At 45.8% G+C, this 19,703-nt stretch carries 15 protein-coding genes; 1 reads left to right on the forward strand and 14 read right to left on the reverse strand.

Annotated elements, in window-relative coordinates; all coding sequences use genetic code 11:
• Nucleotides 1-56 precede the first annotated feature (56 nt).
• The 14 genes from gltX to DW025_RS03490 form a co-directional block, all read right to left on the reverse strand.
• Nucleotides 57-1,733, reverse strand: coding sequence for a glutamate--tRNA ligase (gene gltX, locus DW025_RS03425; RefSeq protein WP_119998707.1), 1,677 nt, complete (start codon nt 1,731-1,733; stop codon nt 57-59).
• Nucleotides 1,734-1,878: 145 nt separating this feature from the next.
• Nucleotides 1,879-2,397, reverse strand: coding sequence for a pyridoxamine 5'-phosphate oxidase family protein (locus tag DW025_RS03430; protein WP_119998709.1), 519 nt, complete (start codon nt 2,395-2,397; stop codon nt 1,879-1,881).
• A 105-nt stretch (nt 2,398-2,502) separates the two neighbouring features.
• A complete protein-coding gene (locus tag DW025_RS03435; protein WP_118017794.1) occupies nt 2,503-3,387 on the reverse strand; it encodes a diacylglycerol/lipid kinase family protein in 885 nt (294 codons plus the stop codon).
• A complete protein-coding gene (locus DW025_RS03440) occupies nt 3,362-4,111 on the reverse strand; it encodes a lysophospholipid acyltransferase family protein (RefSeq protein WP_119998711.1) in 750 nt (249 codons plus the stop codon). The genes DW025_RS03435 and DW025_RS03440 overlap by 26 nt, the downstream gene beginning before the upstream one ends.
• Nucleotides 4,108-5,064 carry a Gfo/Idh/MocA family protein gene (locus tag DW025_RS03445; protein WP_119998713.1) on the reverse strand — a complete coding sequence of 319 codons (957 nt, stop codon included), beginning with the start codon at nt 5,062-5,064 and terminating at the stop codon, nt 4,108-4,110. Before DW025_RS03445 ends, DW025_RS03440 begins: the two co-directional genes overlap by 4 nt.
• A gap of 297 nt (nt 5,065-5,361) precedes the next feature.
• Complete coding sequence (locus tag DW025_RS03450) at nt 5,362-6,336, reverse strand: aldolase catalytic domain-containing protein (RefSeq protein ID WP_015534020.1); 975 nt, start codon at nt 6,334-6,336, stop codon at nt 5,362-5,364.
• A 243-nt stretch (nt 6,337-6,579) separates the two neighbouring features.
• Nucleotides 6,580-7,998, reverse strand: coding sequence for a glycoside hydrolase family 1 protein (locus DW025_RS03455; protein ID WP_117874819.1), 1,419 nt, complete (start codon nt 7,996-7,998; stop codon nt 6,580-6,582).
• 99 nt (nt 7,999-8,097) lie between these two features.
• On the reverse strand, nt 8,098-9,063 hold the full coding sequence (locus tag DW025_RS03460) for an ROK family protein (RefSeq protein ID WP_119998715.1): 966 nt from the start codon (nt 9,061-9,063) through the stop codon (nt 8,098-8,100).
• A gap of 60 nt (nt 9,064-9,123) precedes the next feature.
• Nucleotides 9,124-10,611 carry a glycerol kinase GlpK gene (gene glpK, locus DW025_RS03465; protein WP_117551172.1) on the reverse strand — a complete coding sequence of 496 codons (1,488 nt, stop codon included), beginning with the start codon at nt 10,609-10,611 and terminating at the stop codon, nt 9,124-9,126.
• Between the two features lie 336 nt (nt 10,612-10,947).
• The gene (locus tag DW025_RS03470; RefSeq protein ID WP_119998717.1) at nt 10,948-13,734 is read right to left on the reverse strand and encodes a translation factor GTPase family protein; all 2,787 of its coding nucleotides are present in this window, start codon (nt 13,732-13,734) and stop codon (nt 10,948-10,950) included.
• Between the two features lie 134 nt (nt 13,735-13,868).
• Nucleotides 13,869-14,903: a lysylphosphatidylglycerol synthase transmembrane domain-containing protein gene (locus DW025_RS03475; RefSeq protein ID WP_117874825.1), complete on the reverse strand. Its 1,035-nt coding sequence runs from the start codon at nt 14,901-14,903 to the stop codon at nt 13,869-13,871.
• A 149-nt stretch (nt 14,904-15,052) separates the two neighbouring features.
• Nucleotides 15,053-16,099 carry a Fic family protein gene (locus DW025_RS03480; protein WP_119998721.1) on the reverse strand — a complete coding sequence of 349 codons (1,047 nt, stop codon included), beginning with the start codon at nt 16,097-16,099 and terminating at the stop codon, nt 15,053-15,055.
• A 224-nt stretch (nt 16,100-16,323) separates the two neighbouring features.
• Nucleotides 16,324-17,253: a cysteine synthase A gene (cysK, locus tag DW025_RS03485; protein ID WP_119998723.1), complete on the reverse strand. Its 930-nt coding sequence runs from the start codon at nt 17,251-17,253 to the stop codon at nt 16,324-16,326.
• 94 nt (nt 17,254-17,347) lie between these two features.
• On the reverse strand, nt 17,348-18,658 hold the full coding sequence (locus DW025_RS03490) for an O-acetylhomoserine aminocarboxypropyltransferase/cysteine synthase family protein (protein ID WP_119998923.1): 1,311 nt from the start codon (nt 18,656-18,658) through the stop codon (nt 17,348-17,350).
• 504 nt (nt 18,659-19,162) lie between these two features.
• Here DW025_RS03490 and DW025_RS03495 point away from each other — a divergent pair.
• Complete coding sequence (locus DW025_RS03495; protein WP_015534027.1) at nt 19,163-19,597, forward strand: RrF2 family transcriptional regulator; 435 nt, start codon at nt 19,163-19,165, stop codon at nt 19,595-19,597.
• Nucleotides 19,598-19,703 lie beyond the last annotated feature (106 nt).

Genomic DNA, 19,703 nt, shown 5'->3' on the forward strand with positions numbered 1-19,703 from the left:
TAACCAATCTTCATCAATTGGATGCCAACTTAATGTTCGCAACCAATTGATACATCCTATCTATTCACCCACGCAAGGAACTTGTCCAGTCTGCCCACGGTCTTGTCTTTTCCTATCACGTTCATGATCGTGAACAGGTCAGGTGAGTTCTGCTTGCCTGTTATGGCAACTCTTACTATGGTACATACATCTGTGATGCTGCCCTTGTATCCGTCAGGATTCTGCTTGTACTCCTTGACATTTGGACAGTAGCCGATCTTCTCACCCATGACCTTCATGCTTGAGAACCAGTCTTCTGAGTCAAGGAAGAGATCCTTCTTGTACTCCTCGATAACCTCTGTGATCATCTCCGGTGTGTACTTCTCGTCTATCTCATACTGGAGATCCAGCTCATCCTCAGGTGTGTACAGATAACCGAACATCGCGCGCAGATCTGACCATTTGCCGACGTCCTTGCGGACCTTCTTGCCTGACATCTTCCACAGGTTGATGGTCTTCATGAAGCCGTCCTTGTCCTGTGTGCCAAATGTGTATATGTTCTCGTCATGCTCCTTTGCCCACTCCATGATGAGGTCGTAACACTCCTCGGCTGTGAGCTTTGAGATCATCTCCTTGCTGACATCATTAAGCTTCACCATGTCAAAAAGTGCGCCGCTGACAGGCATCTTCTTGAGTGATAATGTAAAGTCGTCTATTGTCTTGTCTGCATGTGCTGCATGCCACTCTTCGTAGTTGGAGTTTGCTATTGTCATAAGGTACTCAAGCACGCTGACTGATGGGAATCCCTGCTCTGCATAGAAGCCAACCGCAGCCTCCGGGTCCTTTCTCTTGCTGAGCTTTCTCTTTCTCTGGTGCTCGCCCTCCTCGTCCACTGTAACCTCAAGCTTCATGATAGGTGCGATGTGCGCATACTTTGGAAGCGCAAATCCACACAGATCAAAGAGCTGCTTGTGGAGTGGATATGATGCAAGCCACTCGTCACCTCTGATGACAAGATTTGTCCTCATGAAATGATCGTCAACTGCATGTGCAAAATGGTATGTAGGTATTCCGTCTGACTTCAGAAGTACCACATCCATGACATTCTCAGGCATCTCGATCTTGCCCCTGATAGGATCGCTGTAGATAACAGTCTTTCCTGCCTCGCCCGGACTCTTGAGTCTAACAACATATGGCTCGCCCGCTGCAAGCTTCTCCTCTATCTGCTCGTATGTCAGATTTCTTCCTACTGCATACTCGCCGTAATATCCTATGTCAACCTTTGCAGCCTCCTGCTTTGCCCTGATCTCATCAAGCTCCTCGGCTGTTGTAAAGTCAGGATATGCATATCCCTCCTGCATAAGCTTCTTGACACAGGTCTGATATATCTCTTTTCTCTCGCTCTGCTTATATGGGCCATATATAGTCTCGCCACCCTCAAATGGTCCCTCGTCAAATCCAAGGTCAAACTTCTTCAGCGAATTGATGATCTCATTTACACCATCCTCAAGCTCTCTCTTTCTGTCAGTGTCCTCTATTCTGAGGTAGAACACGCCGCCACTCTGCTTTGCAAGCTTTCTTGAGATCATGGCTGCATACAGTCCACCGATGTGCATGTATCCTGTAGGGCTTGGCGCAAATCTTGTTACCCTTGCCCCCTCTGGAAGCTCTCTCTCCGGAAATCTCTTCTCAAGGTCATCCACTGTATCTGTTATATCTGCAAATATCAAATCCGCTAATTTGTTGTAATCCATCTCCTGTTTTCACCTTTCTGCTATATCACTTATCATCAAGAGTCTGCTTGATGATCGCTTCATTATATCCTGTCTGATTATAATTTGTATTATGTTTTACGTCAATTCCTTAAACCACAATGGCAATTGCATAGATTCCATATACTTATCGCCTTGACTTACACGTAAAATTTTCCACAACTATCTCATACACATTTACCGCTGCCAGCATCTGGTCTGAGTAGTTATACTTCTTCTTTTCTACCTTGTCAAACGATCTCATATTCTCGGTATTTCTCGCAAGCTGATGATTCATAAGGCAGTTGAGTGCCTCGCACTTTTCCTCAGGATCTGTCAGCTTTCTGGCTGTGCCATTTCCCATGATACTGCTGTAGAGATAACCAAAGCTGCAGGCATTTGGTCCCTCAACCAGATAGTGATCTGTATCCATCTCTATGGCCACATTCGGATCCGCTGCCAGAGCATCCACCTTCCTGCCCTCACCGGCAGAGTGGAAATAAAGCTTCAGAACATCCTCCTCGTAGGTATAACCGAAATTCAGCGGAACTATGTACATTCCCTCTTCATCGTGAACCGCCATCCGGAACACCTTACACGAATCAAGTACATCCACTATCTCTTCACGATCTGTTATCATCCTGTCACTTCTCCGCATCTCCCGCATACAATACCTCCTTTTTCAGCGTACAATCTATTAAAATAGTATAAATGACGTCAGCATATTTGCAAGTTTTTTGAACTTTATATTATTCGGATTTTCAAAACTTTTTTATTTCTGATCCAGGCTCCACGCTTTAACTTTATATGATGTAACTCCAAGTATCGTCTCGCCGTCTATCTGAAGTGGTGTCGGACGATCAAATTCAACCTCAACCTCTTTTGCGTTGAATATATCAACATACTTTTCGTACTTGACATGCTCTCCCTTGAATATAGAAGGAAAGATCATAAGGGTTCCAAGCTTGCCCTTGCCGCGGAACACCATAACCGAAACTGTATGCTCCGGATTCAGTCTGTCCTGCCCGGGGGCAGCCATCATTCCGCCGCCATAATATCTGCCATTCATGGTTGGCACGAGCCAGGCATTTTTATATTCATGACGGACTCCATCCACTTTCACCACAGCATTTCTCGGTTTGAATGCGTAGAGCAGGCCTTTGATAGCTATAGCCGTATAGTTCACAGGCTTGTTCTTATGAGTTTTCTCATTCTTTGTCCTCTGGCGGTCGCCCTCCTCACAGCAGTAACCGTCTATTCCGAATCCAACATTGTTGATGAACAGCCACTTTTTGCCGTTGATCGTCACCTCCGGGAGATGCTGTATGTACTGATTTATCTGGTAATCCGGAGTGTCATGACTGTTATGTCCTATGTCCTTTGCAAAGTCATTGCCGCTTCCGGAGGCATAATAGTAGATGGTATTCTTCACATCCATGTCCTTTATGTCATTCACAAATATGTTCAGCGTTCCGTCACCGCCGCACAGGATAACCTCGTCATCCTCTGCAAGCGATCCCATGAACTCCGCATATGAAGCGATCTCTGTCATCTTCTTGAGTATCGCATCAGGATATGTATCTGCAAGTGCCTGCACGTCATACATACATTTGCCGTTGCCCGCCAGTGAATTATATAAAATGTACTTCCTTCCCATAGTTTTTACCCTTTTCATCTTTCTCAAGAACAAGTCTCACCCTGTCGCTGATCTCATTCTTCTTCATTGCTTTTACCTCATCGGCAGGTATCACATCCACCGCATCTATATAGACGTCAGATCTGCGCCTCAGCACATTCCTGTAGATGTTCTCCGTTCCATGTATCGCCATGACGACTATCGGCGCATGCGCTTTCTGGGCTATTCTGAAAACACCCGTGTGAAATGGCAGAAGTCCGCCCTGTCTGTTTCTCGTTCCCTCCGGGTATACTCCAACTGCCATATCTCCCTTCTGGAGAATCTCGGTAGCCATCTTGATCGTAGACAATGCCTTACCCGGATCTGATCTGTCTATCGGCATAAAGCAGCATCTTCTGATGATCCTGCCGAATATCGGTATCTTAAAATTCTCCGGCTTGGATATAAATGCCACATCCCACTTCTTAAATACCTGCCATTCTATCAGCGGATCATAATTTGACAGATGATTTCCCACAAAGAGTGGTTTGACATCCACTGGAATCTTCTCCATGCCAGTCACATGCATTTTCACGCTTAGAAACCACATGGCAAATCCGGTGACACCATACAGCAGATGCCTGTAGAACCTGCTGTCCTCCGTATACTGCCTGTCAGTTCTCACGAACAGACTGCACACGAAGAGAAAAAGTATGTACATCAGAAATATGGCTATGATTCCGCCAAGTATATATATAATTATCACTTTTTATTCCACCCTTTTCTAATATCATCCATAAGCTTCATCATATATATAGACTCTGACAAAGGCATCGATTTACTCTGGAACTGTCCCTGTCTGATCATATCAAGGCTTTCCATGACCTCGTACTCGTAGCCGCTTATCTGCTTTGGCACATCCACATGTCTTATCAGTCTGTCCTCGCAGTCAAATACATCTATCCACTGTGGATTATTTATATTCTGGACTATCATGTATCCCTTCTCACCGTAAAAGATACCTTTTCTGTCTGATCTTCCGTACATGCTGTGGGTTGTCACTGCCATCCTGCCGTCTCTGTATTTGACGGTTATACTCTCCTGTCCGTCTACTCCAGTCTCGTGCATCATGACAGACGATTCGATAGCTGATATCTCCTTACCCATATGCATGACAATGAAATTCAGCCCATAAACTCCCACGTCTAAAAGGGCACCTCCTGCCAGTTCAGGTCTGATCAGACGCTCTATCTTTGATATCGGATAGGACAGGTTGCAGGTCATTGTCCTGATATCCCCTATCACACCTGATCCAAGAATTTCATTTATTATCTGTCTGGACGGCATATACCTCGTCCATATCGCCTCAGCCACATACACCTTCTTCTCCGCTGCCAGAGCTGCGATCTCCTCAGCCTGTGCAGCATTGTAGGTAAATGCCTTCTCGCATAGCACATTCCTTCCATGTTCTATGCAGAGCTTCATATGCTCATAGTGATGTGAATGCGGCGTTGCAATGTATATAAGATCTATAGCATCATCACTTACCAGTTCTTCGTAACTCCCATAAGTCTTATCTATATCAAATTTCCTGGCAAATGCATTTGCCTTTTCCAAAGTTCTTGAACCTACCGCATACAGCTCCACATCATCCATCTTATTTATCGTATCTGCCATGACACCGGCAATCTTGCCTGCGCCCATTATTCCTATGTTCACGTGCTGTCCTCCTGTTATTTCTGTATGTTTTCAAGTACTGTCGCTGCTCATATCAATCTTCCCAAGTATTTCTCTTGTTGTTTTTTGACAAATTTTGACACTACACATCCGATTATAACACACAGCCCGAAAAAAAGAAGAAAAACTCCTGATGCCAGCGATAACTGACACCAGGAGTCCTCCCCTTTATCTTGAGCACCATAATAAGCACCCAACCCACTATATATGTTGTACTATGCATCTCTATCGGCTACACATATTCTACAGTGTAAAATATGTTGTTCCACAATCCGCATGTTACTCTCTGTACATAAGGTAGCTGTACATATCTGCATAATCATGTCTTTCATTCTTGATGAAATCGATGGCTTCCCTTGGATGCTGATTCAGCATTCCGGTCAGCATGTATGGCACATCATAGCCCCATACTGCATCTCCCTTTGCCTTGAGCGGAACCATGTACTGCTCTATGAACTTCAAGATGTGGTACAGGTTGTACTTTGGATTTCTGAGGAATCCAAGAAGAAGCTCAAGCGCACAATTTCCTGCGCCCCTGCCCATACAGCTTACAGTTCCATCGAGCATGCTCGCACCACTCCTCATTGCCTCAACAGTGTTGGCATAGGCAAGCTTTAAGTTGTCGTGTGCATGTATTCCTATCTTCTTGCCATACTTCTCTCCAACTGCGACATATTTCTCCGCGAGTTTCTTGATCTGCTCAGGGTACAGTGAACCGTAGCTGTCAACAATGTATATTCCATCTACATTGCTCTTACCAAGCAGCTCAAGGGCAAGATCGATATCCGACTCCTGATCCTTTGAAACTGCCATGATATTGCATGTAGTCTCGTATCCCTTTGCATGTGCATCCTCAATCATCTCGATGGCTGCAGGCATGGTGTTGATGTATGTCGCCACCCTCACCAGATCGATAACACTGTCGGCTCTGTCGATGATATCCTTCTTGTAGTCGCATCTTCCGACATCAGCCATAACTGAAATTTTCAGATCTGTATTGTTCTCTCCAACGATGGCTCTTATATCCTCCTCGTTGCAGAACTTCCATTTGCCGAATTTGTTCACATCAAACATTTCCTTGGAGGCCTTATAGCCGAATTCCATATAATCAACCCCCGCCTTGATGTTCGCTTCATAGAGGGCTCTTATAAACTCGTCAGTAAAATAGAAATCGTTGACAAGTCCTCCATCTCTTATTGTTGCGTCAAGTACCTGAATGTCAGGTCTGTAGGTGATCAGATCTCCGCCTATCATAATAGTGTCCTCCTTCTTGTTTTTTGTTTTGATTTTCTCCTCGGTTTTCTCAATTTAAACTCACGTCACTTTAACGCGTTGGTGTATGTTAGTAACTTTATTTAGTATAGCACATAAATAAATTAATGCAAGGACTTTATTTTATCTTTTACGCAAGTAAATCTACGTTTTAGCACAATTATATCGCAAATAAATCTCAAGCAACTCTCACCCAGTCTCCCAGTGCTTTTACTCAACTACAAGCTAGCTCAGATCCTCGCCGTTAGTCTCGATGACCTTCTTGTACCAGTAGAAGGAATCCTTTCTGTATCTCGCAAGATCCTTCATGTCAAACTCATCTCTGTTGACATATATAAAGCCGTATCTCTTGGTGATTCCCTCGTGGGTGGACACGAGATCAATTGCTGACCAAGGACAGTAACCCATCATCTCTGCGCCCTCGTCTGCTGCCAGCTTAATCTGCTCTATATGCTTTCTTAAGTACTCTATACGATAGTCGTCGTGTACCTTGCCGTCCTCTGTAAGCTTGTCATATGCGCCAAGACCATTTTCTGTCACAATCATAGGAAGGTGATATCTGCTGTACATCTCTCTTATAGTTGCCCTGAAGCCGTCAGGGTCTATCTCCCAGCCAAACTCTGTGCGGAGAAGATTTGGATTTGGATACGCCTTGTATACCCCCGGCTCAATACCGGCTGATTGCTGATCCTTTTTTTCTGAGTCCGTCACAGCAACCGGGCTGTCATCCCACTCAACCGTTGCAGTGTTATAATAATTGAAACCTATAAAATCAGGCTTTGCCTGCGCCATGATATCCATATCTCCAGCCTCAATAACAGGGATAGCGTCATGCTCTTCAAGGAACTTCCACACCAGGTCGTTGTATCTTCCATACACTGCCATATCAAGGTAAAGCCAGTTTCTTATCGCGTTGAAGTTCTGTGCTGCCAGGACATCCTTCGGCTTACATGTGGCAGGATATACCAGAGAGATGTTCGGGGCAGGACCAATCTTTGCTCCAGGGCACATCTCGTGGAGAAGTTTCATGGCCTTTGCCTGAGCAAGGAGCATGTGGTGATTCTCCTGATAAAGCTTCTTGTATTTATTTGTCACGCCCTCCATGTTGCAGGTTCCGATCACGTCACCCACAAGTGTGAGCATGTTCTGCTCATTGATAGTCAGCCAGTACTTTACTCTGTCGCCATAATTTGTGTAGAGAAGCTTTGCAAATTCAACAAACTCGTCAACACTCTCTCTTCTCGACCAGCCACCTTTTTTCTCAAGAGCCGCAGGAAGATCAAAATGAAACATTGTGACAAGCGGCTCGATTCCGTACTTGAGGCACTCATTTATCACATTGTTGTAGAAGTCAATTCCCTCCTGGTTGACTCTGCCGGTTCCCTCTGGGAGGACTCTGCTCCACGCGATGGAGAATCTGAATGTCTTGAATCCCATCTCAGCCATGAGGGCTATGTCCTCTGCATATCTGTGATAAAAATCAGCACACACATCCAGCTCACTTGTTCCCGCTGGAACTGTCTTGATATCCTGCACACTTGGACCCTTGCCGTGTGACAGATTGGCACCCTCAACCTGATATGCGCTTGTCGATGCTCCCCAGAGAAAATTCTCCGGGAGTCCATGTCTCTTTGTGATTATCATAATTTTCCCTCCATAGATTTACATTTTCAGTAGTATTTATAAAAGAGATGAACCATCTGTTCCAGTTCATCTCCACCTTACGTTTGTTTTATTGCGATTTTATTTCACACCCTCATACTTCTGCTTATAGTTGTAAAGCGCGCCAAGAAGATTCGAATCATTGCGGAACTTGCATGTGTCGATAACCATGCCATCGTAGGTCTTTGTAATCTTTCTTATCTTGTCCACATACTTCTTAACCCCCGGAACAAAGTTCGGGTTGGCACTCATTCCGCCTCCAATAAGTATGACATCCGGATCTATCGTCATGTACAGGTTACAGCAGAGCTTTGCTATGGAGAAGTATGAATCCTCAACCATATCTACGATCTCCTGATTGCCCTCATCTATCCACTGATATACCATCTCACCGGTCACCTCCTCAGGCTTCATATGCATGATCTTGGATGCCTTGTATGTAATGGAACTTGCAGTACATGTTGAGGTTACCATGAACGGGTTATATTCAAATGTCTCCTCAACAGTCAGCTCTTCACAGCATCTGACATTATCAGCTTCTTCCCTTGTCATGTTCATGAGGGAATATGACAATTCACCTGCCAGAAGTCTCTTGCCTCTGTGGATCTTTCTGTCAATGATTATTCCACCGCCGATTCCTGTACCCACGACAACGACTGCTGCATTTGTAGCCGTGCTGGCATTGCCCAGCCACAACTCTGCGAGGGCCGCACATTTGCCATCGTTCTCAAGGGCTACAGACACACCGCCGCATGCCTCTGATATGAGATCACCAAGATGTGCACCATCAAGATACTTGATCCCGCCACCGCCGTACACTATGCCGCGCTCGACATCTATCTGTCCAGGAAGCCCCATGGCAATTCCTGTTATGTCACAGTCCAGTACCTTCTCGTCATACACCTTCTTGATCTGCGCCACAAATGCCGGAGTTCCAGCCTCGGCATATCTGTCGGTTGGAGTCTTACCCTTTCCCGATATATTGCCCTCATCGTCCATTAACGCATACTTTATAAATGTTGCCCCTACATCAAATACTAAATACATAAGTCCCTCCTACTTTTCTCATTACCCATTGTTTTTTTCTTTCTATATATATTTTTATATTCACCTTGTCACTCTCGTTCTCTCCACAGCATCCTTCCAGCCTGCAAGGAGCTTCTCCCTCTTATCCTCAGTTATCCCCGGCTTAAATCTTCTGTCGGCCTTCCAGTAGCCCTTGATCTCATCCAGACTGTCATAGTAGCCAACCGCAAGTCCAGCCAGATATGCAGCTCCCAGAGCTGTTGTCTCCGTGATCACAGGCCGCACTATCTCGGCATTCTCTATATCTGCCTGGAACTGCATCAGGAAGTTGTTGGCACTTGCACCACCGTCCACTCGAAGGCTTGTGATTGAAAGTCCTGCATCCATCTCCATAGCCGCAAGAACATCCGATGTCTCATATGCCAGTGATTCAACTGTCGCCCTGACAAAGTGCGCCTTATTTGTTCCCCTTGTGAGGCCGAACACTGCCCCTCTGGCGTACGCATCCCAGTAAGGAGCGCCAAGGCCAGTAAACGCAGGTACCACATATACACCATTACTGTCCGGCACCGACAGAGCAATGCGCTCAGTATCCGCCGCACTGTCTATGAGCTTCATCTCATCCCTGAGCCACTTGATGGCTGCTCCAGCCACAAACACACTTCCCTCAAGCGCATAGCTGACTTTTCCGTCAAGTCCTATGGCTATGGTGGTGAGAAGTCCCTGCTGCGAGTCAACTGCCTTATCCCCCGTATTCATGAGGAGGAAACAACCTGTTCCGTAGGTGTTCTTCACATCACCGGCCTCAAAGCAGCACTGTCCGAACAGCGCGGCCTGCTGATCTCCGGCAACTCCCGCTATAGGCACCTCACCGCCAAATATCTCTCTGTCCGTGTATCCGTATATCTCACTGGAATTTCTCACTGCCGGAAGCATGCTCTCCGGTATGTTGAACTTTGCAAGCAATTCCCTGTCCCACTCCAGTGTATGAATGTTGAATAGCATGGTACGCGATGCGTTTGTGTAGTCCGTTGCATGGACTCTTCCGCCTGTGAGCTTGTATATAAGCCATGTGTCAACAGTTCCGAACATCAGCTCCCCTGCCTCTGCGCGTTCCCTGGCTCCCGGCACATTGTCAAGTATCCACTCTATCTTCGTTGCAGAGAAATACGGATCTACTATCAGTCCCGTTTTCTCTCTTATCACCTTGTCATATCCTTCAGCCTTAAGCTGCTCTATCCTGTCCGCAGTTCTCCTGCACTGCCACACTATGGCATGATACACCGGATTGCCGGTCTTTCGATCCCACACTATGGTTGTCTCTCTCTGGTTGGTGATTCCTATGGCGGCTATGTCCTCGGTGCGGATTCCCATGGTCTCCCTCGCCTCCATCATCACCGACATCTGGGTTGCCCATATCTCCATTGGGTCATGCTCCACCCAGCCGTTATTCGGGAAATGCTGGGTGAACTCCTTCTGTTTCACTGAGCATATCCTGCCTTCCTTATCAAATATTATCGCCCTTGAGCTGGTCGTTCCCTGATCCAGCGCCATTATATAATCTGCCAAATTGCCCTCCTATTAACACGGACGCTCGGTTCTAGTGTTTTGCAACCAAACTGATGGGTATGCCTTCTCAGGGGACGCTCCCGCTCGTTTCGCCCTGCAGCGGTACTAAGATGCTGCTTAGCGCACCATCTAAGGACCGGCGGGCTCAAATGCCCCTGCGAAGGCATACCCATCAGCTTGGTTTATATACACTGTTAAGCCTCGCTGTTCTCCGTAATTATGTATGGTTCGTCGGGCATTTTTGCCCTGACAAACCTTTTTTCCTTCTTTCTTTTAAGTATCTATCAAATAAGCCAGAATCAAATAGTTCAGCTTAATTGTTTTGATCAAATTTTCTCAATCGTTTTTCAGATAGTTCTCTCTCAAATGTTCGTTCACCCTCTCAACCTCTGCCTTGAAGTCCCGTGAGGACATGCGGATCGCGCCCTGTCCCATGGTGACTATCTGCTCCAGTCCGTCCGATGTGACCACAGTGACCTTGTGCTTTCTCGCAAGCTCATGTGTGAGCTTTTCTATATGCGCATCCGCGGTCTCACCCTCCTTGGTGTACACCACCTCTATATCATCATAAGGGAATCTCTCGCCCTTGTTGTCCTTCACCTTGTAGCCGTCAAATACCACTATTAACTTACAGTTCATATATCCCTGATAGTTTGACAGTATGTCCATGAGCTTACCTCTGGCGGAGTCTATGTTGTGCTCCGACAGTTCCCGAAGTGTATCCCACGCAAATATGACGTTGTAGCCATCCACTATGACATAGTCCTCGCCACTCTTTCTGCGCTTGAATGCTCCAGGCGTGGCTATACCTCTATCAGCGGGTCTGCTGCCCACAAACGGTCCATTTCCGGGCTGCCTGTCTCTCGACTGACTTCTATTGTACCGTGCACCGCCTCGATATTCAGACTGGACCGAGGTCCCTGCGGCACCAGCAGACATACCGTTTCCGGCTGTGCCATCACTTCCTCTGCCGGAAGTTCCATTTACCTTATATTCAGATGTAGTTCTCCTGAATCTTCCGTTCAGTGCCACATCCTTATCCTTGTAATCTCCGCCAAATGTCCTTGCAAATATCTCGCTGAGTTCCTCGTCCGTGATAGACATATCCGACACGCTCTTTCCCGGCCTGTTCACAGGAATATCCGTAACATCACCATCCTCTGTATACCCCAGCTGACCTGAGATCTCAAATCCCGGATCCTCCTTCACATGCATGTTCTCATACACATCGTACCAGTCAACCAGATAACCTGCACCGTGAGCGCAGAATACCGATGATGATGGATTAAACCTGTCAAGCTCAGGATCATAATGTCTCTCAGCCAGAACCTCTTCGGTGTTGTGGCACGGCTGATAGCCGTCTATATCCACCTGAAGCCTGCCTGTACCTCTGGAAAATGCTGTGAGTTCACTGTAATACTCTCTCATGGTATATACCGGGGCATGTCCCGTGATGACTGTCGTCTCACCGGATATCTCCTGACCATCCATAGTTCCGCTCATCTTCACTATGTCTGCAAGAACCCTTCCGGCATACTCCTGTGGTACCTCTATTTTAAATGCATACACAGGTTCCAGCAAGACACTTTCCGCCATCATAAGGCCCTGTCTCACCGCCCTGTATGTCGCCTGTCTGAAATCTCCACCCTCAGTGTGCTTCTGATGTGCGCGCCCCGCAGTGATGCTTATCTTCATATCCGTGATCGGGGATCCCGTAAGCACTCCCCTGAACTCACGCTCCTGAAGATGGGTGAGTATCAGTCTCTGCCAGTTCTTATCCAGTACATCCTCGCTGCAAATGCTGTCAAAGCACATTCCACTTCCATTCTCCATAGGTTCAAGCAACAAATGTACCTCTGCGTAGTGCCTGAGCGGTTCAAAATGTCCTACACCCATGACTGGAGCCGCGATCGTCTCCTTGTATGATATCCTGCCCTGTCCGTATGTGATGGCAATTCCAAACCTGTCTCTTACCATCTGAGCCACTACCTCAAGCTGTACCTGCCCCATGACCTTGATGTATATCTCTCCTGCGGTCTCATTCCACTGCACCTGGAGCTGGGGATCCTCTTCCTCAAGCAGTCTGAGCTTTGACACCATCGTGACCGCATCCACATCAGTCGGGTACATGACATTATAGCTGAGAACCGGCTCCAGACTTGGAAGCTCTCCATCCGGGCAGGCACCGATTCCCTGTCTGCCGTAGGTATTCACCAGTCCCGGAACAGCACATACACAGCCCGCAGTGACATGATCCACCATGTCATACTTTGCACCGGAGTATACCCTTATCTGGTTGACCTTCTCATGGCTATCCTCCCCCTGACTGTTTCTGAGCGTCAGCACATCCTTGAGCTTCAACACTCCTCCAGTGACCTTCATGTAGGTAAGTCTCTCGCCCTTATCGTCACGTCCTATCTTGAACACTCTGGCGCCAAATTCTTCCCCGCGCACAGGTTCCACTACATATCTGTTCATGCCGTCAAGAAGCTCTGACACGCCCTCATTCTTGAGTGCAGAGCCAAAGTAACATGGGAACAGCTTTCTGCCCGCAATGGCATTTACCACGTCCTGTTCATCATTTGCCCCAGTCTCAAGGAAATGTTCAAGCATGGCCTCATCGCACATGGCGATCTGCTCTCCTGAATCTTCACATAAAAAATCGACACAGCCATCACTCAGTCTGTGTCTGATATTGTCCATGAGATACTCCCTGTCATACCCCGTCATGTCCATCTTATTTACAAATATAAATACAGGAATCTCATATCTCTCAAGCAGTTTCCACAGCGTCTCCGTGTGGCTCTGCACTCCGTCCATGCCATTGATGACCAGAACTGCATAATCGAGGACCTGAAGAGTCCTTTCCATCTCCGTTCCGAAATCCACATGTCCTGGAGTGTCAAGCAGTGCTATATGCATATCACCAAAGTTAAGCTCCGCCTGCTTGGAAAATATCGTGATCCCCCTGTCCTTTTCCTGACTGTCCATATCTAGATATGTATCCTGATGATCCACCCGCCCAAGCTTTCTTATCTGTCCTGCCTGATAGAGCATCGCCTCCGACAGGGTGGTCTTACCCGAATCAACGTGGGCCAGTATGCCCGCGACTATGTTCTTCATATGTATCTTTTTCCCTTCACCAGCCGATATATATCACCTGCCACGCATCTTGCTGACCATTGATATATATCGGTTCTTTATAAACTCATTTAACGGTTCAGCTATGAGTCTGTATCCGCCATACTATCGCCATACTAGATTCCCTGTTTTTCATTCTGCGCCGCCTTATATCTCTTGAACCTCTTGAAGAATATGGCTGTAAATGCACCTATGATAAAAGGGAACATGAATGTGGCAAATCTATAGAGAAGTGCCATGGCTCCGGCTGCAGCAGAACCAACAAGTCCCGAATAGATTGCTGTCATAACAAGCTCACTTGATCCGATTCCTCCCGGCATAGGAATGACTGCCGCCAGCATGACACTCATGGCTGTTATACCTATTGACGTGACAATATTCATATCACACAAGTTGTGACACACTATATAAGGTATGGCAAACCAGCACGCGAACTTGCATATATCAAGCAGCATGACTACCACTATAAGCCACGGTTTCTTAAGTACAACCCTGGTGGCATCCTCCATCATAGCTGTCTGCCCACTTAAACTGTCAATCTGCTTTGCAAATCGTCCTTTAAACAAAGCATCAGCTTTTTCAAGAAGCCATCTGAGGAATCTGTGAAACGGCGGCCAGCACGCAAAGAGCACTATCGCCATCGTTATGAGTATGGTCGCTATAACGCCGAGGACAACATATGAACTGTATTTGCCAAATACTCCAAGCATATATTCTCTGTTCGCAAGAAACAATGCCACCGCCATAACACATATGGTCATCTTGTGTATCGCATAATCAATAGAGTACAGACCAAGCGCTTTCGACGGCTGTATTCTGCAGTGTTTCATGAACAATGTGGATGCCACTATGGTACCGCTCCCAAGCGTTGACACCCTGTAAAATGACACAAAATACGTCATAATATTTGCATCGAAAAATGTCATATTATTCTCCACCTGTCGCATGAGGATAAACGTTATGCAGCTCTCTATCACTCCGTATAAAAGTGTCGCTCCTAGAATAGCTGCCACGACCACAGGACTTGTCTTTACAAGCTGCGACATTATAGGGCCTGCCATGTCACGGAACACATATATGATAAGTCCGACCAGCACCAGCACACACAACCATTTTATAAGTGTTTTCTGTCTATCTGATAGTTTTTTCATAGTCTTATATCCCTTTTCCCCTAATATCAATTCATTCAGATCAGTCTTATCCCAATCTGCCCACCATCTCAAATGCACCGGCAATTAGCGGCTGATCTCATGTTTCGTACAATAGATTAACAAGCTAAGGTGAAAAAAACAAGCATTTGTTATTTCATTCTGACATAATAGGTAGACTTGCCTGTACCGCCTCTGCCTATATCGCCCTCTTTTACGAGTTTTCTGAGTGCTCCCTCTACCGAACTGATGCTGAGAGACGGACAAAGTTCCATTATATCCTGCTTTGTAAACTTTCCTATTTTCAGCAGTATTGCTTTTCGCACCATCTCAATCGCCGGCAACTTTTCCTCTACGATTTCAAAGCGCTCATCAAAATCCTTATAAGCAGCAAGTATCGTTCCAAGGAGATACTTTATAAACGGAATCGCATCCTCCGTGCCCTCATGCCAGCCTGCCTGCGCTTTCCCAAGCGACTTATAATATAACTCCTTATTCCCCGCTATCTTTGCCTCAAGAGAAATATACTTTCCAACATAGAATCCACTTCTATATAGCAGAAGCGTTGTGAGCAGTCTGCTCATTCTGCCATTGCCATCATTAAACGGGTGTATGCACAGAAAATCATGTATGAAAACAGGAATGACGATCAGCGGCTCCACCTCGAAATTACCGATCACCCTGTTGTATTCCCCACATATCCTGTCCAGCGCTTCCGGTGTCTCAAATGGAGCCATCGGCGTGAACAGGACTTCCGTTTGCCCATCAGGATAAGTTGCGCTGATATAATTCTGCACCGTCTTTGTTCTTCCTGCAAATGGGTTATTCATATGACTGTACAACATCTTATGCAGCTGAAGTATATAATTCTGAGTTATAGGTATTGCATCAAAGCTTTCATGTATAATCCCCAGCACATCCCTGTAACCTGCTATCTCTTCCTCGGCTCTGTTCTTCGGTGTGGTCTTCTCCTCAACCAACTGCTTTATTCTTGTATTTGTTGTGACTATACCCTCTATGGCATTGGACGCCTCCGTGCTCTGGATCTTTGCTATCTCAACAAGCTTATCCAGTTCATCCGGACGCTGTCTTAAATACAGTTCCTGTTTACCTGCATATCTATATATTGCAGCTATGAGTCCAAGCACTTCAGAATCCCATTTTTCTTCTTTTATTTTACTGTAATTAAAAGTTCTCATTCCCTTAATTTACTCCTTTTCCCTTAAATATTAGCACATTTTAAGGGAAAGTCAACTCAATTAAGGGCATTTCCCCTCAAAGTTCTATCAGTTTTAAGGTTATCCAATTGTATACTATTTATGCAGCTAATTAAGGGTACTTTCAAAAAAAGCCACCACATCAAAACACGATGTGGTGGCTTTTTCATATAAATTCTATATCACAGCAATTACTATATATCCATTTAGCCGAATAACGGAGTTGAGTAATATCTGTCTCCACTGTCTGGAAGAAGTACTACGATATTCTTGCCTGCATACTCAGGGCGCTCTGCGATCTGCTTTGCTGCAAAGTAAGCTGCACCTGATGAGATTCCTACGAGGATTCCCTCTGCTGATGCGATCTCCTTTGCTGCTACAAATGCGTCATCATTCTCAACGGCGATGATCTCGTCATATACCTTTGTGTTAAGTGTGTCAGGAACAAATCCTGCACCGATTCCCTGTATCTTGTGTGCTCCTGAAACGCCCTTTGAGAGGACTGGTGATGTGGCAGGCTCAACGGCGATGACCTTTACATCTGGATTCTTCTCCTTCAGATACTCGCCAACGCCTGTGATAGTTCCACCTGTTCCGATACCGGCTACAAATACATCTACCTTGCCGTCTGTATCCTCCCAGATTTCAGGACCAGTTGTGAGTCTGTGTGCCTTTGGATTGGATGGATTTACGAACTGTCCAGCTACAAAGCTGCCAGGGATCTCCTTTGAAAGCTCATCAGCCTTTGCGATGGCTCCCTTCATTCCCTTTGTTCCATCTGTGAGAACTATCTCAGCACCGTATGCCTTGATGATGTTACGTCTCTCAACGCTCATGGTCTCAGGCATAACGATGATCGCCTTGTAACCCTTGGCTGTTGCTATGGATGCAAGACCGATACCTGTGTTACCTGATGTAGGCTCGATGATGGTTGCACCCGGCTTAAGTGTTCCATCCTTCTCAGCATCCTCGATCATCTGGAATGCGATTCTGTCCTTTACACTTCCTGCTGGGTTGAAATACTCAAGCTTTGCAAGGATATTTGCCTTGAGATTATTCTTCTTCTCTATGTTTGAAAGCTCCAGAAGTGGAGTCTTACCTATAAGCTCTGCTGCGCTCTTATAAATATTGCTCATTGTATAAAACCTCTCTTTCTAACTGCAAAATTTTAATATATGATTTGCGGTGCGAAAACCAAGTATATCTGTCGCAAGCCGCACCGCAAATATATTACTCCTGAATTACCTTGAATGCCTCGTCAAGATCCTCGATGATATCGTCTATGTTCTCAGTACCGATTGAAAGTCTGATAGTGTTCTGCTTGATTCCCTGGTCGATAAGCTCCGCCTCGTTCAGCTCTGAGTGAGTTGTTGATGCCGGGTGGATAGCCAGTGACTTAACATCAGCGACATTTGCAAGAAGTGAGAATATCTCCAGATTGTCAATGAACTTCTTGGCTGTCTCTGCGTCACCCTTGATCTCAAATGTGAAGATCGAACCACCGCCGTTAGGGAAGTACTTCTTGTACAGTCTCTGCTGCTCAGGATCTGTGGATACTGAAGGGTGATTTACCTTCTCAACAAGCGGATGGTTGTTCAGGTACTCAACTACCTTGAGTGCATTTGATACATGTCTCTCAACACGGAGTGACAGTGTCTCAAGTCCCTGAAGGAATATCCATGAGTGTATTGGTGAGATCGTAGCACCTGTGTCACGGAGAAGGATAGCTCTGATCCTTGTGACAAATGCTGCAGGACCTGCTGCGTCTACAAAGCTTACACCGTGGTAGCTCTCATTTGGCTCAGTGAGCTGTGGAAACTTGCCTGATGCCTTCCAGTCGAAGTTACCGCTGTCGATGATGACACCACCGATAGTTGTTCCGTGTCCACCGATAAACTTTGTCGCTGAGTGAACTACGATGTCCGCACCGTACTCGATAGGTCTTACGAGATATGGTGTTGCAAATGTGCTGTCGATAACAAGCGGAATCTTGTGTGCGTGAGCGATCTTTGCAATTGTCTCGATATCTGAAACCTCTGAGTTAGGATTTCCAAGAACCTCGATGTAGAGGGCCTTTGTGTTCTCCTGAATAGCATCCTCAAATGCCTGTGGATCAAGTGGATCAACGAATGTTGTATCTACATTGTAATCCTTGAGTGTATGTGCAAGGAGATTATATGTTCCGCCGTAGATATTCTTTGCTGCTACGATATGGTCTCCTGCAAGTGCAAGGTTCTGAATTGTATATGTAACTGCTGCTGCGCCTGAGCCAACTGCCAATGCTGCAACGCCACCCTCGAGGGCTGCGATTCTTCTCTCAAATACATCCTCTGTTGGATTTGTAAGTCTTCCGTAGATGTTGCCGGCATCCTTGAGTGCAAATCTGTCAGCTGCATGCTGTGAGTTGTGGAATACGAATGATGATGTCTGGTAGATTGGTACCGCTCTTGCATCTGTAACCGGGTCTGCTGTCTCCTGTCCTACGTGTAACTGTAATGTCTCAAACTTTAAATTTCTCTCTGCTCTTGTCTTCTTTGCCATGATCTTATTCTCCTTAAATTCAAATATTTTATCTGTCATGCGCACCTGCCTATTCATCTTGTCATGTATATGAGCTCATGTGGCATTATACTCTTCTTTATTATTCTCTGTCTATTATGTATGATCTGTTATTTATATCTGTGTCATGATTATTTGTTCTGTGTTCGCTTTAACAGCAGCAACACATGACTTCTATGAAACACATTCGTCTGTCTTCGTTAAGGTACTGTGGTTTAAATGTACTTCCCTGCATATCAACACCTCTTTCTCAATTTTCGTCTTTGAAATTTGACTTGATCGTATCATTTCTGTGATTATTGTTACTTTTCACACAATTCCTACTCGGAAACTATGAATTAAGCATAGCTGTATATTACAGCCTAATTCCCACTTTGTCAATAGGTTTTTTATGAATTATCTTGATTGTTTTTTTTCAGATGTTATAATAGACATGTAAATGATGTAAAATCATCAGTAAATACAGGCATTTGGGAGGTTTATATTATGAAAGTATCCACAAAAGGGCGTTACGCTCTGCGTTTTCTTATAAATATAGCATCGAGGACAGACGGCAAGCCCGTGAGCATCAAGGATGTTGCCGCACAGGAGGAAATATCCGAGAAATACCTTGAGCAGATCACTTCTGTGCTGAACTCCGGCGGGCTGGTGAAGAGCACCAGAGGACCGCAGGGAGGCTATCTTCTAAGGAAAGCACCGGAGGACATAACTGTTGGAATGGTTTTAAGGCTCACTGAGGGCGGCATATCTCCTGTTGCGTGCCTTGATGCAGATGAATTCCAGTGCGAACGCGAGGCAAGATGCTCCACCATAGGTCTCTGGCGCAGACTGGACAAAGCGATCCGGGACGTGGTAGACACCACCACCATCGCTGACCTTGTGGCAGAAAGACCTGAGGCGGCAGATAACTATTGCATTTAAAGCACATTTACCATATCAAAGCATAAAAGCATGTATATATGATTTCCAGCAGGGCAGCTGGGATTCATATATACATGCTTTTGTTATATTTTTATATTTTGACTTC

The organism is Coprococcus sp. AF38-1 (assembly GCF_003603945.1).
Taxonomy (GTDB): Bacteria; Bacillota; Clostridia; order Lachnospirales; family Lachnospiraceae; genus Coprococcus; species Coprococcus aceti.